The organism is Tunturiibacter empetritectus, from assembly GCF_013410875.1.
Taxonomy (GTDB): Bacteria; Acidobacteriota; Terriglobia; order Terriglobales; family Acidobacteriaceae; genus Edaphobacter; species Edaphobacter empetritectus.
Genome location: NZ_JACCCU010000001.1, coordinates 2,309,054 through 2,332,692, shown reverse-complemented (window position 1 = coordinate 2,332,692; position 23,639 = coordinate 2,309,054). Strand labels below are relative to the sequence as shown.

The following is a 23,639-nucleotide window of genomic DNA, read 5'->3' as shown; positions in this document are numbered from 1 at the left end:
GAACATCATTCTACTCAGTTGTTTGACGCGCCAATCTCCCCGCCGTCTCCCACCCACTATCATGGAGAGCAGTGACGCCGGCCAACCTACAAAGTACGTCCCCCCTCCTGCAGCAGATTCGCGAAACCATCATCACCTGCGAACGTTGCCCTCGGCTTCGCGACTACTGCCGCGGCATCGGCGAGACCAAACGCCGCGCCTATCTTGATCAGACCTACTGGTCCCGTCCGGTCCCCGGCTTCGGCGACCCCCGCGCCCGCATCCTAATCCTTGGCCTCGCCCCCGGCGCCCATGGAGCCAACCGTACCGGCCGCCCCTTCACCGGCGACGGCTCAGGCGACTTCATGTACCCCGTGCTCCACGAGCTCGGCCTCGCCAGCAAACCCCGCGCCGTCACCCGCGACGACGGCCTCAACCTTCGCCATGCCTGGATCGCCTCCGTCGTCCGCTGCGCTCCCCCCGGCGACAAGCCGCTCCCTCAGGAGATTCGCAACTGCGGCACCCACCTCGCCCAGGAGATTCAAGCACTCCCTCGCGTACGCGTTGTGGTCTGCCTCGGAAAGATAGCCTTCGACGGATACATGGCCTTCCTCCTGCAAACCGGCGTCATCGCTCGCAAATCGGACTATCGCTTCTCCCACGGCGCAGAGTATCTCCTTCCCAATGGCCTCAGTCTGCTCGCCACCTACCATCCGTCCCTGCGCAACACCAACACCGGCCGCCTCAACCGGGTCATGTTCACGCGCATCTTTTTGCGGGCAAGGGAACTGGCCGGACTCGCCGTCTAAAACTGCTTCTTCTCCCCGAACACATCTATAGCAAAAAAACCCGGCCCGACGATCATGGCAAGAAAAACAAGCGCGATCACAACGTCTTTCATCGGTATCCTCTTCCTCACTGTAGCCTGCGGTTGCTGACCGCTGGGCAGCATGGATAAGCGGGGGAACCGGCTCGCCATTACCTCAGAAGATTCCCTCTAACTGCTTCAAAACCTTCGCCATGCCAAAGAAAAAACCAACCAATTGTCGCTCCGCTGAATCTTATTTCAAAGAAGCGAAATTTCGCACGAGGTAACTTCGAATGAGTGCAAAGAACTATTGGTTTGCCTTCGGCATCGGCGTCAGCGCAGGAGCGGCAATTGCTCTCCTCTACGCTCCGCAAACAGGAGTCAAGACGCGCAAACAGCTTCGCAAAAGAGCTGAGGACGCAGGCGATTATCTCGAGGACGCAGGTAACTATCTCAAAACCCAGGCTGAGCGTCTCAGCGACGAGACCCAAAAGGCTATCAAGCGCAGCAAAGGCCAGGTGGATTACGCCATCGACAAGGCAGGCGACGTCGTAAATAGTGCTGTCAAGACTGCTCAATCGCTGGTTTAGCCTCCCTATTGTTGTTAGCCCTCGCCGTCTAACGCTGCGGGTCTGTTCTTCTTCCCTACAGGTCTGGATTTTCTGCACCAACACCAATCTGCCTTATCTGGAACGCGAACATCCCGGCCCTCCCTCGGGATGTTCGCGTTGTCTGTTCTTTCATCCTCAAAAAACACCGTCATTTCGACTGATGCTGTTCACGGCCTCATCGTGAACAGCGCACTGGAGAAACCCCTGTATCTCGCCTTTGCTGTTGTCCGTTCTTCCCCAGTACGTTCCAAAAAAATAAAACGCCCCGGCGAATAGCCGAGGCGTTTTGTATACGTACTAACAGCGCACTAAACAGTGGTCAGTTCAAGCCCAGCCATCTTCTCTTCGCCATCAGCGGAGATCGGACGGTAGTACAGCTTGTTGTTCTCCATGTACACCTCGAGGAACGCAGGACGCTCGACGATCCCACCGCCGATCAGCGCCTCCGACAGAGGATCCTCAACAAACCGCTGCAGCGCCCGACGCAGAGGCCGTGCCCCATAGCTGCGGTCCGAAGCCGTCTTCTCGATGATCCACTTCTTCGCATCATCGGTCACCGAGATCGTAATCGCCTTATGCACGAGATTCACATTCAACTGCTGCACCAGCAGCTCGAGAATCTGCATCAGGTCCGCATCCGAGAGCGACGTGAAGATGATGATCTCGTCCAGACGATTCAGGAACTCCGGGTTGAATGTCCGTTTGACCTCGCCCCGAACCAACTCTTCCATCTTGTCCATGACCATGTCTTCCTTCTCGCTTTGGAAGCCCAGCCCCTGCCGCTTTTGCAGATGTTTAGCCCCAATGTTCGAAGTCATGATGATGATGCAGTTCTTGTAATCGACTGTATTGCCCAGCCCATCCGTCAGCTGCCCGTCTTCAAATACCTGCAGAAGCAGATTGAACACATCGGGATGAGCCTTCTCGATCTCATCGAGCAGCACCACGCAGTACGGATTCCGCTTCACGCGCTCCGTCAACTGGCCTCCCTCTTCGTAGCCCACATATCCCGGAGGCGAACCAATCAACTTGCTCACCGAGTGCTTCTCCATGAACTCCGACATATCGAAGCGGATCAGCGCCTTCTCGCTCCCAAACAGGAACTGCGCGAGCGTCCGCGCCATCTCCGTCTTACCTACGCCGGTAGGTCCAAGGAACAGGAAGCTTCCGATTGGTCGAGCCGGATTCTTCAATCCAGCACGCGATCGTCGAATCGCCCGCGCCAGCGCCGAGATCGCCTTATCCTGCGAGATCACGCGCTTGTGCAGCTCTTCCTCAACTCGCAGCAACCGCTGCGTCTCCTCTTCCTTCAGTGAAGTAATCGGCACGCCCGTCCAGCGGCTAACCACATCCTCGATATCTCCACGCGTCACAATGCCCGCCGAAGAGTCATCCAGGTGATACTTGTCCCGCAGCGCCCGCAGATTCTCCCGCTCCTTGCGCTCCTCATCCGAGTAGAACCGAGCCTTCTCGAACTCATGATTCGCAATCGCGTTCTCCATCCTGTGCACGATGAACTTGATCCGCTTCTGTACTTCGGTCAACTCCTCAGGCATCGAGGTCTGCCGCAGCTTCACCCGCGCCCCCGCCTCATCGATCAAGTCGATCGCCTTGTCCGGCAGGAAACGATCAGGAATGTACCGGCTCGAGTGCGACACCGAGAATGTAATCGCATCATCGGTGTAACTCACCGCGTGGAACTTCTCGTACTTCTCCTTGATCCCCATGATGATCTTGATCGCGTCTTCTTCGTTTGGCGGAGGCACCTTTACTGCCTGAAAACGCCGCTCCAAAGACCGATCCTTCTCAATCGACTTGCGGTACTCCGCAGGTGTGGTCGCGCCAATGCACTGAATCTCGCCGCGAGACAGAGCAGGCTTGAGGATATTGGCAGCATCGAGCGACCCCTCGGCCGACCCAGCGCCCACCAGTGTATGCAGCTCATCGATGAACACGATCGAGTTCTGATTCTCCATCAGCTCTTTCATGATCGTCTTTAGCCGCTCTTCAAACTGCCCGCGATACTTCGTCCCCGCAACGATCAACGAAAGATCCAGCGCCAGCACGCGCTTGTCGGCCAGGAAACTTGGCACCTCGCCATCAGCGATCTTCTGCGCCAGTCCTTCAACAATCGCCGTCTTACCCACGCCAGGTTCGCCAATCAGTACCGGATTATTCTTCGTGCGCCGGCACAGAATCTGGATCACCCGATCCACCTCGCTATCCCTGCCAACCAGCGGATCAAGCTGCTGATCCATCGCCGACTGAGTCAGGTCCCGCGAAAACTCCGCCAGCATACTCTGCTCGCCGCGCTGTCCTTTGCTGCCGCTCGTGGAAGGAGCCTTCTCTTGAGTCGTCCGCTGCAGCTCCTCGCGAATCGCCGGAAGCCGCAACCCTCGCTCCTGCAGAATCTCCGCCGCGAAGCACTTCTCCTCGCGCAGCAATCCCAGCAGCAGATGCTCAGTGCCGATATGTTTATGCGAAAGCCGCTCTGCTTCTTCAGCCGCGTACGCAAGCACCCGCTTGCACTCGTTCGAAAGCGGCAGATCAACCGAAGTCGACACCTTCTCCCGAATCGTCGTATGGCCTTCAATCTGTTTGCGTATCGACTCCACCGACGCGTGCGACCGCAAAAAGCGGTTCGTCAATGCCTTGTCCTCGCGCAACAAACCGAGCAGCAGGTGCTCGGTCTCGATGTAAGGCGACCCAAACTGACTGGCCTCATAGCGGGCAAAAAAGATCACCCGCCGCGCCTTCTCCGTATAGCGTTCGAACATATATCCCCTTCAAGCCGGCCACCACTTAGCCCGAAGGCCGCATAGCGCCGTTGGTCCCTACAACCATCTCCGTGCCGCTCACTCCCGGAGACAAATCAGGCTACTTCAACCTGCGAAGCATCCATCCCACTACTTCCTAGTGTAGTCGTCCCCGCAAAATATTCGAAATCCCTCGAAAGTTATGCATAACTTAGCACTCTTTTAGACGTGCCCTGTGCAAAACCAGCACCAAATTAGGTGCACTTCTAGGAACTGTAGTTCCTTCTCTTGATTGGATGATCTGCCAACAGGGAAGAAGCAGGATTGCAACTCGCTGAAGCATCGTAAGATCACAGATCACTGACCGGCAGAGCCCTGTCCCACCAGAACTCTCTTCCCCAAAAGCACGAAGCCGAATCACCCGCCGCGGTAAAGCTGCGAATCAACCTTTCCAGTCGGCAAAGGTTCAGGCCATGAGCGCCCAGACACCGTCGCTTTCAATCCCGCGCACTCTGTTCCGTTCAAACTCGACTCTCCCCCGCTCGTCCATCTACCAGTCGCCCCTCCCGCAGCTTCAGCACTCGATCGCATCGCTCCGCAAACTCAAGATTATGCGTCACCAGCACACTCGTCAGCCCATGCGCCTCATGCAGCCGCTGGATCAAACTGAACACCGCCTCCGCCGTCTTCCCATCCAGATCGCCCGTCGGCTCATCGGCCAGCAGCAGCCTCGGCTCCGTCACCAGCGCCCGTGCCAGGCTCACCCTCTGCTGCTCCCCGCCGCTCAGCTCCCCCGAGCGATGCTCCGCCCGATCCCCCAACCCTACCTCCGCCAACCAGAACTGCGCCTTCTCCAGGGCATCCGCCCGTCGCATCCCGCGAGCCAGCAGCGGCATCGCAGCATTCTCCAACGCAGAAAACTCCGGAAGTAAATAATGAAACTGCCACACATACCCCACATCCCGATTGCGAAACTCCGCCGCCTGCTTCGGCGTAAACGAGCTCAACCGGCTTTCCCCACACCAAACCTCCCCAGCCGTCGGCGTATCCAGCGCCGCCAACAGATGCAGCAGCGAGCTCTTGCCCGCGCCGCTCTCCCCAACAATCGCGACCATCTCGCCCGCATGAACCTTCAGATCCAGCCCGCGAAACAGCTCCATCGCCGGCCGCGCCGAACCGGTCCTTGTCGCAACAGCCGCATAGATCTTCGTCAGCCCCACCGCCCGCATCACCACAGTACGCTTGCGCACAACAGGCAGCGGCTCCAGCGTCCCCTCATTCTCAAACCGGACATCCCCTTCATTCGGATCCATCAACCCTTCACCTCATCCATCCATCCCCCAACGAAGCATTCCCCAACCCAAACGAAACGTTTCCCAATATAGAAGCGATCTCCAATAGAAGCGTCATCTCGACCGGAGTTGCGCGGCCTCATCGCGCGACGCAGTGGAGAGACCCCCGCATTTTTGCCATTCAGCCATGTATCTCTCCGCCGACGACCTTCGCACCGTCATGCCCCGGATACTTTCCCAACGAGATCGCCATCCGGTTCCACGCATTGATGGTCGTAATCACCAGCGTCAGATTCACCGTTTCGACCTCGCTGAAGTGCGCCCTTACCTCGTCATACATTGCATCCGGAGCATGGCCATCCTGAATATTCGTTACCGCCTCCGCCCAGGCGAGTGCCGCCCGCTCCCGTTTCGTATAAGCCTCCGACCCGCGCCAATCGCCAACCCCCGCTACTCGCTCCGCCGTCTCATTCAGCTTCTTCAACTCCGCCGTATGCAGATGAATGCAATACTCACACCCATTCATCAACGAAACCTTGAGCCTTACCAACCCCAGCAACGAAGCCTCGAGCCCAGCCTCCGTATTCAAGTAATGTTCCAGCGCAGTCATCTTCGCCAAACCCTCCGGCGCCAACTGCCCATACTTCAATCTAGGATTACTCATATCGCAAAGCCTCCGCCGGCAGCACCTTCGCCGCGCTTCCACTTGGATAGATCGTAGCAATCAGACTCACCCCCAACGAGACAGCCGCCACAATCACCGCATCCACAACCCGCGGCGCGAACGGCAGATAATCAATCGAATAGACCGCCGCATCGAGCCGAATAAACCGGTAGTGCCCACCCAGCCAGCTCAGTCCATACCCAAGAACCAACCCCAGCACCGTCCCAATCACAGAGATCAACAATCCCTGCATCAAAAAAATTCGTCTTACCTGCGCCCCACTCACTCCGAAGCTCATCAGCACCGCGATATCCCGCGTCTTCTCCATGACCATCATCGTCAACGCAATCAGAATATTCAGCGCAGCCACGCAGACAATCAGAGCCAGCACAATAAACGTCACCACCTGCTCCAGCTTCAACGCGCGAAACAACTCACGATTCTGCTCCATCCAGTTCGTCGTCTGAAATCCCTTGCCCGCCGCATCTTCAATCGCCCTTCCCACGCGATCCGCATGATAAAGATCATCCACCTTGAAGCTGATCACCGAGATCAGGTCCGGCTCACTAAATAACCTCTGCGCATCCGCCAACCGCAGAAACGCGTAGCTCGAGTCATACTGATAAAACCCCGACTTGAAGATCCCCGCCACCTGAAACCGCTCATACTTCGGCACCAGCCCCAGCGGCGTCAACTCCCCTTGCGGACTCGTCACCAGCACCCCATCCCCTACCTTCGCCCCCAGAGACTCCGCCATATCCTGCCCAATCACAATCGGCGGAATCGCCCGAGCACTCGGCAAGCTGATCTGCTGACTCGCTGACTCGCTGCTCTCTGGCTCCAACGCCGCAGCCGAACCCTGCACTACACTCTGCAGCAGATCCCCCACCGTCTTCTCATCCTTCGGGATCACGCCCTTCACCAATCCGCCGCCGCTCCTCGCACCCTTCGAGATCAGCACCTGCCCATACAATCCCGGAGCCGCCGCCACCACATGCGGCACGCCGCGAAGCCGCGCCAGCAGCGGCCGCCAGTCCCGTATCCCATCCCCCGCCACTCGCATCAGGTCCACATGCGAGGTCGACCCCACCAGCCGCTCCTGCAGATCCCGACGCATACCATTCGTAATCGCCAGCGCGATAATCAGCGAAGCCACGCCCGCCGCTACGCCGATCACCGAGATAGCCGTGATCACCCCTACCACCGCCTGCCGCCGCTTCGCCCGCAGATAACGCGCCGCAATAAAAAATTCAAATCGCATCGAACTCCAGCTTACTATCCGCACAGCCGAGCAACGCGAGGCACCACGCCCTACACCCGCCCCAACAAGGTATACAAGTCACGAAGTGACCGCGCGCCGCGCAGGCGGTCCGTCCGGCAGGACAAGCAGCCTTAATGCGCGATCACCTTAGGTAGATTCCAATGCCGCGCCACCGCCACCATTCGCAGCACAAAGCAACAAACCCCACCCACTGTCATCGCAATCGTCCGCGGCACCTTCAAAGCCAGCCCAATCACCATCACCACCGCACCCGCCAGCGCAGCCGAAGCATAGATATCCGTATTCAAAATTCCCGGCACCCGCGTCATCAGCACATCGCGAATCGTCCCACCACCAACACCAGTCAACACACCCATCAGCACCGCAATCATCGGATTGATCCCAAACTCCAGCGCCTTCGCGGCACCCGCCATTGCAAACAGCGCCAACCCCGCCGCATCGAGGGTAATCAACAACTGTTGCGGCACATGCTGAAACGACTGATAAAAACAAAACACCGCACCACCACCCGCAAACGCCGTCGCTCCATATCGCCAGTCGCGAATGCTGTTCGGTGGCACCGCACCAATCAGCAGATCCCTCACCGTCCCGCCACCCAACGCCGTCACAAACGACACCACCAGCAGCCCCAGCAGATCCAGCTCGCCGCGAATCCCCGCCAGCGCCCCCTCCACGGCAAACACAAACGTCCCCACCAGGTCCACCGCCAGCAGCACCACATCCTGCCTGTACTTCGGGAACCAGTCCCGCAGCGCCATTACCGCACCACCGCCTTCACCGCGGCGACGTTCTCATACCGGTCATACACCCTCACCGCCAGCACATGCTCCTTCGCATCACTTACCGGAGCAGTCGCGGCAGGCACCGCCACCGTAAAGTCATACCGCTCCGTTAGAGAATCCGACACCTTCCCCACCGGCTCCAGATACTGCCAAGGCCCTGCGTCAATCGAATACTCCGCATGCGCAATCGGCGAAGTAGCATCTCGCACCTCCAACGTTGCATGAATGAATGTCGAGGCAGCTTTGTTCGGACCGCTTTGCTCGAACAAAATCTGTTTCGTCGCCGTCAAAACCCCAGGCACCGGCGGTGTCGTATCCACCACAAACACCTCGCTCGCGCGCTCCCCCGTCAACGCCTCCGCATCCGTATGCACCGGAGCATCGCTCGCCACCACCTTCATTTCGTAACTCCCATCAGGCAGCAGCGCAGAGTCGAAGCTGTAAACCCTCTCCGAGATCTTGTCCTTCAGTAACCGCCAGTTCGCCTCACCCACCCCGCGATACCACACCGCAAACATCAATTCATCGCCGTTGTCGTCATGCGCCATCCACCGCACCGTCACCGCCGTCTTATCCTTCTGCGCCATCAGCGGAGCAGCATTCGCATCCGTAGAAAAATTCACCGCAGGCGTAGCACCCGCAGCAGCAGGGAAGGCCACCTGCACCGTAGCGCTGCCCGCAACCGGAGCCACCGGCGTCACCCGAGCCCCTGGTTGCACCACCACCTCATCCACCACCGGAGCCAGATTCCGCTGCAGATAGTTCAACCCCACCGCATCCACCGATCCGCCCCCATGCAGCACCGCCTTCCACTGCACAAATCGTCCCGGCGGAACCGCAAAGCTCCCATCCGCGCCAACCCGAGCCCACTCGCTCCACCCCATCACCGGGCTCTCCACATTTCCACTCCGCACAAACAGATCGAACCCGGCAGCCCCGCCGGATCGAACCTCCGCGCGCCCCCACTGCGAAAAACTCTGCGCATCGAAGACATCACTCGTGTAAGTCGCCGCAGGCGCAACCGCATCCCCCAGCCGAAACACCTTCCCGCTATTACTCGTCGCCACCAGCAGCCCATCTTTCGCCGCTGCAAACGCCATCGCCTGTGACGCCTCCAGATGTGCCACATCACTAAAGCGCCCACTACCGTTGGTATCGACGCGATACACCCGCCCACGATTTCCCGTAGCAGCAAGCAAGTTCCCACCCCGAACCGCCAGCGCATACACCACATCATCTTTCAACGTCAGCAGCTTCTGCGGGGCACCATCCACCCCTATCTTGTAAATCTCCGACCCATCCGGCACCAGCGTATTCGCCCCAGCCGCCGTCGACGACCCCGGCTGCACAAACGTAATCGTCACCCCCACGCCCCCCGTTACCGGCAACGGCGGCAGCGTCGAGCGTCCCTTCGTACCCACCCCCGCCGCATAGACATCACCTGCCGCATCCATCGCCAGAGCTGTAATCTCCCGCCGCCCCGCAGCGTAAGCCGCAAACGGCTTCGCCCCCGCCGTCCCCGTCGCAAACCGGTACACCACACCTGATCCATCCGACCCAGCCCACAACGTCCCATCCGCCGCCAGCAACAGACACCGAATATGCTGATCCGCCGTCCTGAACAAAACCTCCGCCTTCCCGCCACCCGCGGCCACCCGGTACACCACCGCCGGAGCACCAGCAGCCACATACACCTCGCCGCCTTTACCCACCGCCAGATCCCAGAGATACTTCGGTTTATCCTCCGTATTCGAAGGATCAAATATCACCGCAGCCGCCCCCCCACCCGCAGGAATCCGATACACCTTCCCATCCGGCGAAGTCGCCGCCAGCACACTTCCATCGGCCGCCACGCGAACCGCCTGCACCGCCAGCTCTTTCCCCGCAAAGATCTCCGCAGCCTTACCCTCCGGCGTCACCTTCATCACCACAGCCGACCCCGCCGCCGTCCCACCCAGCCCCACATAGCCGTTCCCCGCCCCATCGTTCGCCAGCGCCCACGCATAGCTCTTTCCCGTCTCATACATCAACGAAGTCGCCGGCCCCGCCTCCAGCCGTCCATCGCTGCGGATCGCCATCCCCTCCGCATTGCCCTTTTCCATCTCGTCGTAGCGTTCCACGCTCCACAGCTTCGTGCCCTGCGCGCTCGCCCACCCAGACAGCAGGGAAGACACTACTAATCCCGTAACTAACACTCGTCGCATCATCACCCTGAGTCTAAAGTATCTCCGCCATTCCCGAACGACGTGGGTCGACGCATTCACAGCGTCAGCCTAAAATCGATCACGTGACGAAACCCGCCACCATCCAGGCAGTCTTCACCGGCCAGCCCAGATCCATCACCGATGAACGCGGAACTTGGACTTCCTCCATCTTTCGCAATCGCGTGGATGGCCCGGTACCGGTCTCCCTTCAGGGACTCGCCGAAGACAAGGTCGCCCAGCCCTATCACGGAGGTCCGGGCGCAGCGATCTGCGTCCATTTGGCGGATCACTACGCCTTCTGGAACACCCAATACCACATGAACCTCGAAGCCGGGAATGTCGGCGAAAATCTCACCCTCGACGGCATCACCGAAGATCAGGTCTGCGTAGGCGACCAGGTGCGTCTGGGCACTGCGCTCGTTCAAGTCAGCGGTCCGCGCGTCCCCTGCGCCAATCTCGCGCGACGAATCGGACGCCCCGACTGGGTGAAGCTGACGATTCGAGAAAATCGTACAGGCTTTTATCTGCGCGTCCTCGAACCCGGCACACTTCACTCAGGCGACTTATGGCTGATCGAAGAACGGTTAAACCCTGAAGGCTCGATCCCCGCAATCAACCGCTGCATGTACCTGAAGTTCGATCTAGACTACGCCCACCGAATGCTCGAGATGTCCGGCCTCGAATCATTTTGGAAAGACCAGGCACGAGAAAAGATCGAAGACCGAACCAGCCACTGGACTTCGACCATGAAGAACGGAGGCGACTAGAAGCTATCGACTACCTAATAACTGCTAGTTCGTCAGCACCGCTCGATACCGAACCTGATTCTTCTTCACCTTGGTCACCGCATCGTTCGCCTTGGCCATCGCAAACCGCTCGGTAATCGCCTTCACCCCGTGACGAGCCGCCACGTCCAGCATCTCGCTTATCTCCTGCGGACTCCCGGTATTGCTCCCCGCAACAGCTTTCTGATGAGTAATCAGCGACCCACCCAGAATCGGCATCGGAGATGGCGGCGCCCCAACAACGCAAAGAGTCCCCTTCGGCCGCAGCGCATTCACATAAGCCTGCCACTCCTGGTCCGCGCTCACCGTCGAAAGCAGCAGATCAAACGACCCGGCAACCTTCTTCAACGCTCCCGTATCGCGCGTATTTACAAAATGGTGCGCTCCCAACTGCTTCGCCTCGGCCTCTTTATCCTTCGAGGTCGAAAACGCCGTCACCTCCGCGCCAAAGGCCCTCGCAAACTGCACCCCAAGATGCCCCAGGCCACCAATCCCAATCACACCCACACGCGACGACGGACGCACCTCATAGTTCCTCAACGGAGCGTACACCGTAATTCCAGCGCACAGCAGCGGAGCCGCATTCTCGCTCTCCAGCGTCGCAGGCAACGGAACCGCAAACCGCGAGTTCACCCGAACCTTGTCCGCAAACCCGCCATTGCGTCCCACGCACGTTGGTTGGGACTTCGCACACAGCTGCTCCTGGCCCTGCCGGCACCACTCGCAGATCCCGCAGCTATCTGCCTGCCAGCCAATCCCCACTCGCTCACCCATTGCGCGGTCTTTTACCGCAGAGCCCACCCCCACCACCGTTCCCACAATCTCATGGCCCGGAATAAACGGATACTTACTGATCCCCCAATCGTTATCGATCAGGTGCACATCGCTGTGACATACGCCACAATGCGAGATCTTTACCTCGACCTCATTTGCCTGCAGCTCGCCCGGATCAAATTTATAGGCTAGTAAGTGTGCGCCGGCCGCATGCACAGCGAGACCATGTATTTCACTCATTCGAAATCATTCCCTTTTGGCGCAGAACATATCCGCCGCGCCTGACCCTTTGATGCTATCTACCCTTTGATGCTACAACACCACCCAGAGCAAAAAATCATCCACCCGCTAATCGCACCAGCTCGCAACAATCTAGTAACAACACCTGCTTCAACACTTATTAGCCTGGCCCGCAAGCCCTACCGCACCACCAGGTTCAGCACCTGGTATCCGCTCACAGCATATCCCGCCTCCACCGATCCCGCCGCAACAACACTCTCTCCGGTCAGTTGCATCTTCTGCGCCTCCTTCAACGGCTCAAACACATTAGCCATCGACAACGGGACTTCCGTCAGAGCCTCGCCTTCCAGCACTGCCTGTGCTGAGTGATTCAACAGCGTCACGTAAACCCGATCATTCTCATGAATCCTGTTCAACGCCGACACCGTATCGGCCAGCCCCACCGACCGCTCCGCCCCTGCCTTCGTCGTCAGCCGATCCACCGTAGCGCCGTCGCTGACCACCACCCGCATCGGACCCGCGCTCACATCCTTCGGCACCCTCACCTTCACCCGCACCATCCGCGCCTCACCCTGATAAGGATGCACCATCGCCTCCACCTCAATCTCATCCCCCGCCCGAGCCTCCATCCTGCTCAAACGCGCCGACTCCAGCACGGCCGACATCCTCGCCGGAATCGCCTCCACCCTCAACTTCACTCCCGTCACCACCGGCTGATCCAGCGCATTCCCATACACCTTGCTAAACCTGTCATTCACGAGTAGAGCGGCGTTGATCGTAGCCGGATTCAGCTCGTTCTGTGCCATCAACCCCTGCATCGCAACCGGCGGCTGTCCCTTCAAATCAATCTCGCCCGACAGCCGATAGCTCAACTCTTCCGCCGCCGTATTATTCGTCTGCATACATTGATAAACCGAAACCAGCATCGCAGAAGGCGTCAGCTGCCGATTATCCAACACCTCAAAGCGCAGCGTTCTCGTCTTAACGGACACAGCCTTCGCCGGCACTCCTTTCTCCACCGGAGGAGGAACCACCTCCACCTCAACCGGAATCATCCGCGCCTCCACCCCGAACCGGCCCATAATCGCCGAAGCGCGATCCTCGGTAAACGCCCCCACCGTCTCCGTCGTATTAATAATCTTGAACGCGTTCAGCGGAGAAGCAAGCGAAGCCAGCACCGTAGCCTTGGTCATCGGCATATCCACCGGTCCATACTGTGTAATCGGATGCCCACAAGCCAGCAGCCTCTTCGGGTCCACATACGTCACCGTGCAGGTCCCCGCCATCGACAGATCCCCCCGCACCAGCACCGCGCTCACCGCACTCCCCGGCACCAGCGGCTCCGGCTGCACCGCGGCAGAGTCCGCCCCACCCAGCCCCACCACCGGCGTCAATCCCATCGCCCGGAAACGATCCCCAAACCGCTCCACCGTCTCCTGGCTGAACCCGCCCATCACCAGCGGAGTCTCCATCGCTCGCATCTCAGGCTGTCCCTCAAACTCTCTGCTTACCTCAGGCAGCTTCACTCCGGCCAGCTTCATCCCCGCCGCTGCGCCATCCTCATCCCGCACCTGCAGCATCGACTCGATCGGTGTAATCCCCGCAATCGGCTCCTTGCTGAACTGCCCAATCCGATAACTCAGCGCCCCCACCAGCCGCCCATCGATATACACCGGGCTCCCGCTCATCCCCGCCACCACGCCCGTGTACTCCGGCTTATCCCCGTGCAACCGAGCCAGAATCATGTCCTGCCCCGGCCCCAGCGCATCCTTCAACAGCCCAAGAATCTCCACCTGCATCGGCTCCGGGTTCACCCCTTCAAACACCGTATAAGCCACCCCGCGCATCCCCCGCCTTACCTCAGCCAGAGGGAAAAACTGAGTCACCGCCGGAGCTACCGAAGGCGCAGCCACCGCGGTCCAGCCGCCCGTCCCACTCACAGCCTGTCCTGCCGCCCAGGGCCCACCCAACAACGCAGAACTTCCCAACACCCAGCCCGCCATCAGGCCAGCCATGCACAACCGAGTCTTTACCCCATCCATCACGTCTACAGACTACTAGGGAAACCCGAGCCGTTGCACAAACTATCCTGCGACCAACGGGAGCACCAAGCGAAGCGGTACACAAGTCACGAAGTGACCGCCCTCCGCGCAGGAGGCCCGTCCGGCAGGACACACACTCCACTCACAATTGAACTTAGAACCCGTCCAACATTCGGAGTAAAGTTTCAGATGATGACTATCCTTCTCAGGGCTCGCATCTTCCTTCTTCTCTTCTGCTACCTCGTCCTAACCCTTCCGCCCGCCCGGGCGCAGGAAGCGCCCGCGCAAAACCCGCCCCAGCAGACCAAGCCCACCCCCGACGACGCCGGCCCCGACACCGACAACGGCACGATCATCCTCAAGAAAAAGAAGGAAGCCGACGAGCCCCCGCCGCCCCCAGCGCCCGTCACCCCCAAAGTCAAAAATCCCGACAACGAGACCTTCTCCCTCCGCGTCGACGTCCCCATCGTCAACATCGATGCCAGTGTCATCCTCGACAAGACTCATCAATTCGTCCCCGGCCTCAAGGCTAACAACTTCCTCATCCTCGAGGACGGCGTTCCCCAGACCATCACCAGCGTCCGCACCACCCAGACACCCATCACCGCCGTCATGCTGCTGGAGTTCGCTGCCAACAGCTACTACCTCATCAACGACATGCGGAACGCCTCCTACTACTTCTTCCGCTCCCTGCGCCCCGACGACTACATCGCCGTCATCACCTACGACCTCCGCACCCACATCCTCACCGACTTCACCAACAACAAAGACCTCATCGCCCAGTCCCTCCAGTCCCTCATGATCCCCGGCTTCTCCGACACCGACATGTTCGACGCCCTCTACGAGACCCTCGACCGCACCAGCCGCATCGAAGGCCGCAAGTACATCATCCTCATCGGCTCCGGCCGCGACACCTTCTCCAAGCTCACCCTCGACAAGATCCTCGCCAAGGTCAAAGCCAGCCAGAACGTCACCATCTTCACCATCAGCACCGGCGCCATGTTGAACGAGCTCCGCGGCGGCGGCGGTCCCCGCGAACTCGACTACCTCCAGGCCCAGAACCAACTACAGACCTTTGCGAGAATGACCGGCGGCCTCAGCTTCGCCCCCATCTTCCAAGGCGAGCTTCCCGACATCTTCGGCCAGATCAACCAGTCCATCCGCAACGAGTACATCCTCACCTACCGCCCCTCCAACAACAAGAACGACGGCAGCTACCGCAAGGTCAAGGTCCTCCTCGTCGACAACGAAGGCCACCCCCTCCGCATGCAGGATGAAAAAGGCAAGCCGCAAAAGTACTCCGTTATCGCCCGCGATGGCTACAACGCTAAACTCCCCGTCGAGTAATCTGGTCCTAAGGAGTGGTTGATGGCTGGACCGCGTCAAAAGGCCATCGCCTCACCGTCGCATGCACCACCCGGCTATTCGGGTTTTGCAGCGGGCGGAAATCATTGCCAAGAATCTTGCGAAACGCCTCAAACTGTTCCGGCGACAGCTCCGCCCATTGCTTCAAAACCAGCCATGTCACTACGGGGCTGCACGGCGGCGTCGTAAGGGAGCCGGGGTAAGTGAAATATTGTGATGCATCGGTCAAGGCCTTCTCCAGATCTGGCATCACCGCAACGTCGGGAGACGTCGTCTTTTCAGGCAAACCGGCCTCAATCAAAGTCTTCAGGAAAGCGTTCGGCCTCCCAACCCTGTACAGCACTCCAATTACAGCAAAGTCGGCGTCCGAGTGCTTGAAGACAAGGTGCAACTCCATCACACCGTGCCTTCCCGCCACCGTGTGTTCTGAAAGAGTATGAAAGTGAAATTGGAGGAGCGAGTAACTGCGCCCATCTAACGTCAACGAACTTCCAAACGCAGGAGTGGCCTGAATCGTATACCCCAGATTTTTCAAAACGAACGGTGCCTGAACAAATCTGACCTCCAGAGGCCCTAGCCCCGGGTCTTCCACCACCGTGTTGATGTCTATTGGAGACTGCCGCGCAGAGGGCGACGGAGCACACGCCAAAAAATCCTTCCCATGTTTGTCATGCAGTTCAGCCCAGAATCCAGGCCCCTTATCTCCGGTGTAAGCAAAGTCATCAGCGTCAACTCCAGCGGCAGCGGCGACAATCTGCGCATGGGCAGGGAACTCGCCCCATGTACACACCAAGAAAAGAACAAGAGCAAATCTCTTCTTCATTGAAAAATCTCCTTTTGGGGGCCCGGGACGCTAACTTTACCATGCACCACAAAGCATCAGCCAAAGAAAAGTTGCTCGCAGCCCCACCGTGAGCAATCCGATTACAAGCCGTAACCAAATAGCTGTGGTTTCGGTCTGTGAAGCTGGCCAGTGTCCATTATGTCTTCCCCCAACCGGATCTCTGGTTCACGGCGTAACTGCGGGTAACCCATCACTTGAAGTGCCCATCACTCTCTGCAAGCCGGCTCTTAGAAACCCTTCGCTAATAAGGAATGAACCCATTCGATCTGAATCTCGACGCGACGTGTTATAAACGGGCGCTAGAGATCAGCGAATCTTATGAATGCTGCCAACCAGCAGGACCTGCTGTTGCCGGACGCTCTCCCGTCCGTTCTTGGTGACGCCACTGTCAGCGGGGATCGGCCCTGGATCTTTGGTCTGCTCGTCGCGCCGTCGGCTGTCGTAGCCAACGGGATCATACAGGGTGGGGTACTCGGATATCTGCTCACCCAGCAGGGCATGAAGATCGACGTCGCATCCCATTGGCTCTCCATACTGGCGCTTCCCACAACGCTTTATTTTCTCTACAGCCCGTTAACGGACTTCCTCCTCAAACGGCGCACCTGGCTGATGCTTGGTTCGCTCTGCGCGGCTGTCCTCATGCTGCTCGCCTTTCGCCAACAAAGCATCGCCGCGCCCACTCCACTGCGGCTTATTCTCCTCAGCGGATGCCTCACACAGCTTGTCTTTGCCAGTTGTGGCGGCATGATGGGAACGCTTCACTCCGACAAGTCTCGGCACACAGCGTGTGGTTTTTTTCAGGCTGGCTCCATGGCCTTCGGCGCGCTCGCCACCTGGGCCTTAATCCGCGAAAGCTCACGCGTTCCTGCCGCATCGCTTGGATGGATGGCAGCTGCCATGATTGGACTTCCCAGCATCTTTGCTCTTCTCGCACCGCATCAGCCCGTCGTGCGAAGCTCCGGCCTTCTACAGACCCTCAGAATTCTGGGTAGCGAGTGCAAAGCTACCTTCCTGCGCCGGGACTCCATCCCTTATCTGGTATACGTGCTCCTGCCGGCAGGCACCGGCGCAGCCATAGGACTACTTCCCAGCATCGCGCAATCCTACAGCATCAACAGCGACCAGATTGCCTGGATGAACGGCTTGATAGGAGCCTTAGCTATCGCCGCAGGCTCAATGGTGACAGCCCTGTTCCCAACTCGTTGGGGAATCGCACGCCCCGCTCTCGTCGTTTACATTCTCAACGCGTTGGTCCTTGGCGCAATGGCGTTCGGCCCCATGCGCCCATGGAGCTATCTCTGCGCCACGGTCCTGTATCTGTTCACCTCGGGCTGCTGTTACTCGACCTCGACTGCGATTACACTTGAGTTCCTCGGAGAGTCAGGCAAGAGCGGCAGCGGACGCTTCTCAGTCATCAACGGCATCATCAACATCCCGGTGCTGCTCATGATCTCCATCGACGGCTGGGCTGCGGCCCGATGGGGAGCACGAGGACTGCCCGCTATTGAGTGTGTGGCCGCCCTCGTAACCAGCATCCCTATGTTGATCTTCGTCTGCCTGCGGCCACTTCGCCCCACCGTGATCAAGACCGCACAACTCGAACTCTAAAGGGCTTCTCAGGGTAGAGCGCAGGCTCGTACCATCTCCTTAGCAACCGTCCGGGATTAAGCAACCAATCTAAGAGGAGCAGGCGATGCATGTATTTGTAGCAGGTGCAAGCGGAGCGATCGGCGGACCTCTGATCGCGGAGCTACTTAAGCAGGGACACTCTGTAGTGGGCATGACTACAAGCGCGGCGCGAGCGAAAGACCTGGAAGCTCAGGGAGCCGAGGCCGTGATCGTAGACGCCTTCGATGCTGTAGCGCTCGAAGCAGCGCTGCGGCATTCAAAGGCCGAAGTAGTGATCGATGAGCTGACATCTCTGCCCAAAGAACAAAGCGATATGCCAAACTACGCGGCTGGAGACAGAAAGCTAAGGATTGAGGGTGGTGGCAATCTCTTTCGTGCAGCGATTGCAAGCGGCGTGCGGCGATATCTGCAACAGTCGAGCGGATTCTTCTTGAAAGCGGCCGAAGGTACTTTGGCCGATGAATCTTCTCCCTTGGATGTGCACGCAAGCCCAGGCGTAGCGGCAAGTGCGCGGACGTACACAGAACTGGAAACACGCCTCTTCAGTTCCAAGGCAATCGAGGGCGTGTCGCTGCGTTATGGGTTCTTCTACGGGCCGAGAACGTGGTATCACCCCGGTGAGGCGGCGGCGAACATGGTGATGAAGCAACAAAATCCCGTGGTCGGTAAAGGTGAGGGAGTGTCGTCCTTTGTGCATATCGACGACGCTGCAATTGGAACAGTCGCAGCTCTGACCGCCGAACCAGGTGTGTACAACTTGGTCGATGATGATCCTTCCCCTCAGGCCGTGTGGCTGCCGGCGTTTGCGAAGTTCGTGGGCGCTCCGCCACCTCCGCGCATGAGCGAAGCCGAGGTGAAATCAATCGCAGGGGAAGATGTCGTATATTACGCAACAAAGTTGAGTGGCGCCTCCAATGCCAAGGCGAAGCGGATTCTCGGATGGAAGCCGCGAAGATTGCAGTGGCTGGAGGCGTAATGGAACCGTTGCCGCGCAAAACATTAATCTCACCGTCGAGCAGGTTCGATACACAAACAGTATGCTTCGATACACAAACGGAGATACCAGATATGGTGCCACGATCCAAGGAGCAACATCGCACAGAGCGCGCTCTTCGGAACAACTCTACAAAGCTGACGAGGCTTGTTGCGCCTTGGCCGTCAAGCCTCGTCAGGGTGTCGTCGGGCGGACGAACGTACCGATTTCCACCCTTGAACCAGCAATTCATCACGTCATCACGCAACGCTCTTCGCCAGCAACTCCCTCATAGCCAACGCAACCTCCTCTACATGCGTCTCCAGCGCAAAGTGTCCCGTATCCAGAAACTGCACCGTAGCATTCGGATTATCCTTTTTGAAAGCCTCAGCCCCCGGTGGAATAAAAAACGGATCGTTCTTCCCCCAGATCGCCAGCAACGGAGGCTTCGACGTCCGGAAGTACTCCTGAAACTTCGGATACAGCTTCACGTTGTTCTGATAATCCAAAAACAAATCCAGTTGAATATCCGTATTTCCTGGGCGGCTCACCAGCGCATAGTCTAGCCAGTAAGCCTCTGGGCCAACCGCCTCCGGACTCTTCACCCCATGCACGTACTGAAACTTGATCCCCTCAAAGCTCACCGCAGCCTTACGTACCTCCTCGCGATTCGCCGCCGAAGGATCGCTCCAATACTTACGAATCGGCCCCCACGCATCGCCAAGCCCCTCTTCATACGCGTTCCCGTTCTGCGAGACGATCGCCGTCACCCGCTCCGGATGCGCCACCGCCATGCGAAGCCCGGTAGGCGCCCCATAGTCGAACACATATAATGAATACCGCTTCAGATGCAGCGCATCGGTAAAGGCCAGCATCGTCTTCGCCAGCGCATCGAAGCTGTACTTGTACTGCCGCGCCTCAGGCACATCCGTAAATCCAAATCCCGGAAGATCCGGCGCAATCACCCGATACTTATCCGCCAGCCGCGGAATCAGCTCACGATACTGAAACGAAGAAGTGGGGAAGCCGTGCAGCAGCAACACCACCGGTGCATCCGCCGGACCAGCCTCACGATAAAACACGGTCACTCCATCAGCTGTAACGCGGCGAACGGTAGTCAGCGGAACTCCTGAACTCGATACTGCTGAACCTGCGGAGATGTTGGACATACTCTCTCCTCCTTCGAAACTTCGTGAGTCTTCAAACAAACTTTGTGAAAGGACAGCGGGAGCGGCACCAGCCATTGCCAGTAGGCTCCCACCTCCAGCAATAAAGCCTCGACGATCCATTCTGTCCTCCGGATGCAACTCAAATACGTGAAACCGTTGAACCTGGTATTCAATAGTTACAAGTGAGATGTAACCGCCTGAAATAGGTTTCAGAAGTTACAATAAAAACAGAAAAACTTTACCCTTGCCGACACCCGTCAATCTCGTCGAATCTCCAAAGGTAGGCGATCATCCCGCGCTCGATGTCCTCAACACCGTCTTCCTTCTCGACGGCGTAATCGTAGACTCTCTCCAGACCGATCAGGATGCACTTCAGTGGCTTGCCGCTGCGGGCTGGCGAATCGAGCACGATCTCGCAAGGTCAAAGCCAGGTGCTCTCCTGCGCAGTGCCCGGTCCCTTCGGGAAGCCATTCGCAAGATCATAGAAACCAGAAAAGCAGGGAAGCGCGCCGACCCGGCTCCTCTCAACGCCTTCCTTGCCCAGTCACAAAGCCATCTCAAACTATCTTCTGCCCAAAAAGGAACGTTTCATCTCGAACGTCATTGGCAGCAGCGGACCCCCGAAGAGATTCTCGCCCCCATAGCCGAAGCCGCTGCCGAACTCCTCGCCACCGGAGACTTCAACCTAGTCCGCCGCTGCGAAGACTCCGAGTGCATCCTCTGGTTCTATGACCGAACCCGCTCCCACCATCGTCGCTGGTGCAGCATGGCCACCTGCGGCAACCGCAACAAGGTAGCCGCCTTCCGCCACCGCCACCAATCCACCACCTAACCACCATCTCGCAACCACAACCCACCACCTGGCAACCACGGCCCACCACCTAATCTCCACAATCTACCTGGTCCCTACAACCCACGGCGTGGCCCCTGCCAACCTACCTGGCCCCCACAACCCACCGCGTAGCCCCCACAATTCGATCGTCATTCTGAGCAGAGCGAAGAATCCCCGTATTTTGCAGTTGCGTTGTGCTGTTGCCTGTTCTTACCGTCATCCTGCCTCTGTGCGAAGTCAAATGGAGCCTGCCCACCATTCATTGCTGTTCCCCTCGCTTGCTCTTCCCCTGAACGAAACCGCCAAAACCCCAACAAAACACATGTCAAGCCCCACCGAGACCTAAACACTTCTATCCAAAGAACATCCACGTGGCGTATTAGATAAGCCTGCCGCACTATACTTTAAGTAAGAAAGCGAGGAGGAAGAGATAATGCTTCAACAAGCAGCTTGCATATATCTACTAAATCATTGATTATAAGTATTTTGTGACCAACTCAAGCAAAATCAATATTTTGCAGACAATCACCCCTCGCAAACCAATAAAAACAAACAACTTCCATACAAGATACCCATTGGGGGAGGGGGGAGGGGGAGCGGCACTATCTGGGCCGGGGAATCGTAAGGTCAAGATCCCCAGCAGTCATCTGCTTCGTCAGCAAAATAATCTGCCCTACATGCTGCTGCACATGTCCCACAACCTGGTAGATCGCCTCCAGCACACTCACATCGCGCCCCTGCGGAGTGATCCTCTCCGGCAACCGCCCCGCCGGCACCGCAGCAATCACACCCTTCGCCTCCGCAAAAGTCGATTGAAACAGCGCAATCAACTCCTCTGGGCTCATCCCACCCTCTGCACTGAACTCCGCATCACGAACTCTGACATCGGCAGCCCCGCCCACCCCATGCATCACCCACTGTCGGGCATTCCCGCAAAGATGAAGCACAAGATTTCCTACAGCATTCTCATGGTCCCCCTGCCGCTGCCAAACCTGATCGTAAGTCAGCTTCCTCAAACAAACTTCGAAGCACTCACACATCATGTCGAGCCTGCGACATGAAACATCAAGAAAATCGGCAGCAACAGCATCAAGGGTCATAGTCATCCCTGCATTCTAACCCGCACCAGCGGATCCAGATCCGTCGAGCCGTTGACGGGATAGGAGATAGGGGGTTTCAAAACTGCCCCCTTGACTGTGTTGCGATAAGTGACTCGGCGATTGTTTCTTCGTTGTCCCATAGGGCTTCCTCATTTTTTTAAGCCCCAAAGAACGCAGGGGTGGGTTTCCTCCAAGAAGAGGGTTGCGTTCTGGTTGGGGAGGGAGGGCTGCCATTGGACGGATTCTTGTGCCGGGCTCGCCGAGCGCAGATAGTTAATTAATCCCCAAGAAAGAAACATTGCTTTAGATCGAAAGGCGTGATATCTGTTATGTCCCCGGCCCAGAGTGTCCCACGCAGCAGAGTGTTCTACACGCGAGGAGAGCCTAATGGAGTCACGACTAGGTAAGTCCAAGGCTATAGGAGGGTGCGTATTCACAATAAGCTCACACCCAAACTACTCCGACCGTTACAATTGATTGGTCTAACAGGACGACGGGACAACAAGCTTGCATTGCACCTGGAACGGGTGTAACTAACGCGCAGTTAACTCTGACAAACGCAAATATCATTCTCTACACGTACTCCCTTGACGTCAAAAGTTACGAACTTCCCGGGAACGACGCCGGTAGACTGCCCGGCGGTGGCGCGCTGGGTGGAGGCCAGCAGCCTGTGGCCGGGGCTCCTCACCTAGACTGCAGCGCCTACGAAACCGCCCTAGAGGATGTTTCGAGTAATCAATCTCTATTTCCGAAAAATGGAAACAGTGTTGGCCTGAGTGAAACTCAGACAGCGCTGACTAGCCAATCGGTCACCACAGTGCTCACAAACGCGAAATGCAGCGATCGAACCACACCTGGATATGTGCAGATCTCAAGCCACCTTTTAGACGTAGCACAAGAAATCCAAGAGTACGAGGCGCTCAATGAAAAGCTTGGTTCTGGGACTGCGAGTGTCTCATTCCCGTATCAAGTTGATAGCAAACACTGGGATGCCTTCACGGTGAGGGAGCGTTTGCGCTACAACAATCAGCTTAGCGATTCGACTTTATCTTGGCGATGTGGGATAGATGACGTCTTAACGCTGTCTGTTGGCGTTATGTTCACGACACTTCCATATCGAACTTATGTGAGCCAGTCAGTGCCAACCTCAACGGGAACGCAGAATGTTCTTGTCGTGAATGGCAATTCAAATGTAAGCCCACAAGGGCTGGCCTTACTCAACTATAAGTTATATGTCTTAGACAAGGGTCCGCAGCCGGGGCTTGCGTTTTCTACGGGTCCTGTATTCAAATTTGGAAGCACTCCCTCCGTGTCCAATTTCGGCTGGTTTGCTGGTGGTTCATTTTCGTTGTGAAGGCGGCTGTTTCTGTCTGGGGGCATGCATATGGGGGAGTTTGCCGACTACCCTCCAGGATTTCACAACGGCAGCGTAATCCCCCCTAATTTTGGGCAGTTGACGCCCGTGACACGCTGGTCTGCCCGGTTTGCTGGAGGAATTACGTTCCAAA

General features: G+C 57.9%; 19 protein-coding genes. 8 read left to right on the top strand and 11 right to left on the bottom strand.

Features of this window, described 5'->3' with window-relative positions:
* The first annotated feature begins 71 nt into the window (after window positions 1-71).
* Window positions 72-788: a uracil-DNA glycosylase gene (locus HDF08_RS09910; protein ID WP_179638282.1), complete on the top strand. Its 717-nt coding sequence runs from the start codon at window positions 72-74 to the stop codon at window positions 786-788.
* A 292-nt stretch (window positions 789-1,080) separates the two neighbouring features.
* Window positions 1,081-1,377: a YtxH domain-containing protein gene (locus HDF08_RS09905; protein WP_179638281.1), complete on the top strand. Its 297-nt coding sequence runs from the start codon at window positions 1,081-1,083 to the stop codon at window positions 1,375-1,377.
* Window positions 1,378-1,706: 329 nt separating this feature from the next.
* Here the strand turns inward: HDF08_RS09905 and HDF08_RS09900 are convergent, their stop codons facing one another.
* The 6 genes from HDF08_RS09900 to HDF08_RS09875 all read right to left on the bottom strand — a co-directional run bounded on the left by HDF08_RS09900 (window position 1,707) and on the right by HDF08_RS09875 (window position 10,348).
* Window positions 1,707-4,175 (bottom strand): ATP-dependent Clp protease ATP-binding subunit, encoded by a 2,469-nt coding sequence (locus HDF08_RS09900; protein WP_179638280.1) that lies wholly within the window; start codon window positions 4,173-4,175, stop codon window positions 1,707-1,709.
* A gap of 500 nt (window positions 4,176-4,675) precedes the next feature.
* Window positions 4,676-5,470, bottom strand: coding sequence for an ABC transporter ATP-binding protein (locus HDF08_RS09895; RefSeq protein WP_257030947.1), 795 nt, complete (start codon window positions 5,468-5,470; stop codon window positions 4,676-4,678).
* 157 nt (window positions 5,471-5,627) lie between these two features.
* Window positions 5,628-6,110, bottom strand: a complete 483-nt coding sequence (locus HDF08_RS09890) for a carboxymuconolactone decarboxylase family protein (RefSeq protein ID WP_179638279.1) — start codon at window positions 6,108-6,110, stop codon at window positions 5,628-5,630.
* Entirely contained in the window at window positions 6,103-7,371 is a 1,269-nt protein-coding gene (locus HDF08_RS09885) for an FtsX-like permease family protein (protein ID WP_179638278.1), read from the bottom strand. Before HDF08_RS09885 ends, HDF08_RS09890 begins: the two co-directional genes overlap by 8 nt.
* Before the next feature lie 131 nt (window positions 7,372-7,502).
* Window positions 7,503-8,150 (bottom strand): trimeric intracellular cation channel family protein, encoded by a 648-nt coding sequence (locus HDF08_RS09880; protein ID WP_179638277.1) that lies wholly within the window; start codon window positions 8,148-8,150, stop codon window positions 7,503-7,505.
* Window positions 8,150-10,348 carry a hypothetical protein gene (locus HDF08_RS09875; protein WP_373563151.1) on the bottom strand — a complete coding sequence of 733 codons (2,199 nt, stop codon included), beginning with the start codon at window positions 10,346-10,348 and terminating at the stop codon, window positions 8,150-8,152. The genes HDF08_RS09880 and HDF08_RS09875 overlap by 1 nt, the downstream gene beginning before the upstream one ends.
* Window positions 10,349-10,461: 113 nt before the next feature.
* Here HDF08_RS09875 and HDF08_RS09870 point away from each other — a divergent pair, with 113 nt between their 5' ends.
* Complete coding sequence (locus HDF08_RS09870) at window positions 10,462-11,145, top strand: MOSC domain-containing protein (RefSeq protein ID WP_179638276.1); 684 nt, start codon at window positions 10,462-10,464, stop codon at window positions 11,143-11,145.
* 24 nt (window positions 11,146-11,169) lie between these two features.
* Here the strand turns inward: HDF08_RS09870 and HDF08_RS09865 are convergent, their stop codons facing one another.
* Complete coding sequence (locus tag HDF08_RS09865) at window positions 11,170-12,177, bottom strand: NAD(P)-dependent alcohol dehydrogenase (protein WP_179638275.1); 1,008 nt, start codon at window positions 12,175-12,177, stop codon at window positions 11,170-11,172.
* A 179-nt stretch (window positions 12,178-12,356) separates the two neighbouring features.
* The gene (locus HDF08_RS09860; protein WP_257030946.1) at window positions 12,357-14,219 is read right to left on the bottom strand and encodes a SpoIVB peptidase S55 domain-containing protein; all 1,863 of its coding nucleotides are present in this window, start codon (window positions 14,217-14,219) and stop codon (window positions 12,357-12,359) included.
* 189 nt (window positions 14,220-14,408) lie between these two features.
* Here HDF08_RS09860 and HDF08_RS09855 point away from each other — a divergent pair, with 189 nt between their 5' ends.
* Window positions 14,409-15,566, top strand: a complete 1,158-nt coding sequence (locus tag HDF08_RS09855) for a VWA domain-containing protein (protein WP_179638274.1) — start codon at window positions 14,409-14,411, stop codon at window positions 15,564-15,566.
* A gap of 7 nt (window positions 15,567-15,573) precedes the next feature.
* Here HDF08_RS09855 and HDF08_RS09850 read toward each other — a convergent pair whose 3' ends face one another.
* Complete coding sequence (locus tag HDF08_RS09850; RefSeq protein WP_179638273.1) at window positions 15,574-16,407, bottom strand: carbonic anhydrase family protein; 834 nt, start codon at window positions 16,405-16,407, stop codon at window positions 15,574-15,576.
* Window positions 16,408-16,746: 339 nt separating this feature from the next.
* Between HDF08_RS09850 and HDF08_RS09845 the strand changes: the two genes are divergently transcribed.
* Together HDF08_RS09845 and HDF08_RS09840 are read left to right on the top strand one after the other, a co-directional pair.
* The gene (locus tag HDF08_RS09845) at window positions 16,747-18,036 is read left to right on the top strand and encodes an MFS transporter (protein WP_179638272.1); all 1,290 of its coding nucleotides are present in this window, start codon (window positions 16,747-16,749) and stop codon (window positions 18,034-18,036) included.
* 85 nt (window positions 18,037-18,121) lie between these two features.
* Window positions 18,122-19,033 carry an NAD-dependent epimerase/dehydratase family protein gene (locus tag HDF08_RS09840; protein WP_179638271.1) on the top strand — a complete coding sequence of 304 codons (912 nt, stop codon included), beginning with the start codon at window positions 18,122-18,124 and terminating at the stop codon, window positions 19,031-19,033.
* 257 nt (window positions 19,034-19,290) lie between these two features.
* On the opposite strand, the gene HDF08_RS09835 is transcribed toward HDF08_RS09840, so the two are convergent.
* Window positions 19,291-20,199, bottom strand: a complete 909-nt coding sequence (locus HDF08_RS09835; protein WP_257030945.1) for an alpha/beta fold hydrolase — start codon at window positions 20,197-20,199, stop codon at window positions 19,291-19,293.
* A 244-nt stretch (window positions 20,200-20,443) separates the two neighbouring features.
* Here HDF08_RS09835 and HDF08_RS09830 point away from each other — a divergent pair, with 244 nt between their 5' ends.
* Window positions 20,444-21,031: a CGNR zinc finger domain-containing protein gene (locus tag HDF08_RS09830; protein ID WP_179638269.1), complete on the top strand. Its 588-nt coding sequence runs from the start codon at window positions 20,444-20,446 to the stop codon at window positions 21,029-21,031.
* Window positions 21,032-21,633: 602 nt separating this feature from the next.
* On the opposite strand, the gene HDF08_RS09825 is transcribed toward HDF08_RS09830, so the two are convergent.
* Window positions 21,634-22,131 carry a DinB family protein gene (locus HDF08_RS09825; RefSeq protein WP_257031086.1) on the bottom strand — a complete coding sequence of 166 codons (498 nt, stop codon included), beginning with the start codon at window positions 22,129-22,131 and terminating at the stop codon, window positions 21,634-21,636.
* Window positions 22,132-22,993: 862 nt separating this feature from the next.
* Here HDF08_RS09825 and HDF08_RS09820 point away from each other — a divergent pair.
* A complete protein-coding gene (locus HDF08_RS09820) occupies window positions 22,994-23,485 on the top strand; it encodes a hypothetical protein (RefSeq protein WP_179638267.1) in 492 nt (163 codons plus the stop codon).
* Window positions 23,486-23,639: the final 154 nt, after the last annotated feature.

Bases quoted from the DNA above. Each gene is read 5' to 3' on its own strand.
- HDF08_RS09890 (WP_179638279.1), bottom strand. From the start codon at position 6,110: ATGAGTAATCCTAGATTGAAGTATGGGCAGTTGGCGCCGGAGGGTTTG.
- HDF08_RS09865 (WP_179638275.1), bottom strand. From the start codon at position 12,177: ATGAGTGAAATACATGGTCTCGCTGTGCATGCGGCCGGCGCACACTTA.
- HDF08_RS09880 (WP_179638277.1), bottom strand. From the start codon at position 8,150: ATGGCGCTGCGGGACTGGTTCCCGAAGTACAGGCAGGATGTGGTGCTG.
- HDF08_RS09840 (WP_179638271.1), top strand. From the start codon at position 18,122: ATGCATGTATTTGTAGCAGGTGCAAGCGGAGCGATCGGCGGACCTCTG.
- HDF08_RS09855 (WP_179638274.1), top strand. From the start codon at position 14,409: ATGATGACTATCCTTCTCAGGGCTCGCATCTTCCTTCTTCTCTTCTGC.
- HDF08_RS09825 (WP_257031086.1), bottom strand. From the start codon at position 22,131: ATGACCCTTGATGCTGTTGCTGCCGATTTTCTTGATGTTTCATGTCGC.
- HDF08_RS09845 (WP_179638272.1), top strand. From the start codon at position 16,747: ATGAATGCTGCCAACCAGCAGGACCTGCTGTTGCCGGACGCTCTCCCG.
- HDF08_RS09835 (WP_257030945.1), bottom strand. From the start codon at position 20,199: ATGTCCAACATCTCCGCAGGTTCAGCAGTATCGAGTTCAGGAGTTCCG.
- HDF08_RS09905 (WP_179638281.1), top strand. From the start codon at position 1,081: ATGAGTGCAAAGAACTATTGGTTTGCCTTCGGCATCGGCGTCAGCGCA.
- HDF08_RS09885 (WP_179638278.1), bottom strand. From the start codon at position 7,371: ATGCGATTTGAATTTTTTATTGCGGCGCGTTATCTGCGGGCGAAGCGG.
- HDF08_RS09850 (WP_179638273.1), bottom strand. From the start codon at position 16,407: ATGAAGAAGAGATTTGCTCTTGTTCTTTTCTTGGTGTGTACATGGGGC.
- HDF08_RS09900 (WP_179638280.1), bottom strand. From the start codon at position 4,175: ATGTTCGAACGCTATACGGAGAAGGCGCGGCGGGTGATCTTTTTTGCC.
- HDF08_RS09860 (WP_257030946.1), bottom strand. From the start codon at position 14,219: ATGGATGGGGTAAAGACTCGGTTGTGCATGGCTGGCCTGATGGCGGGC.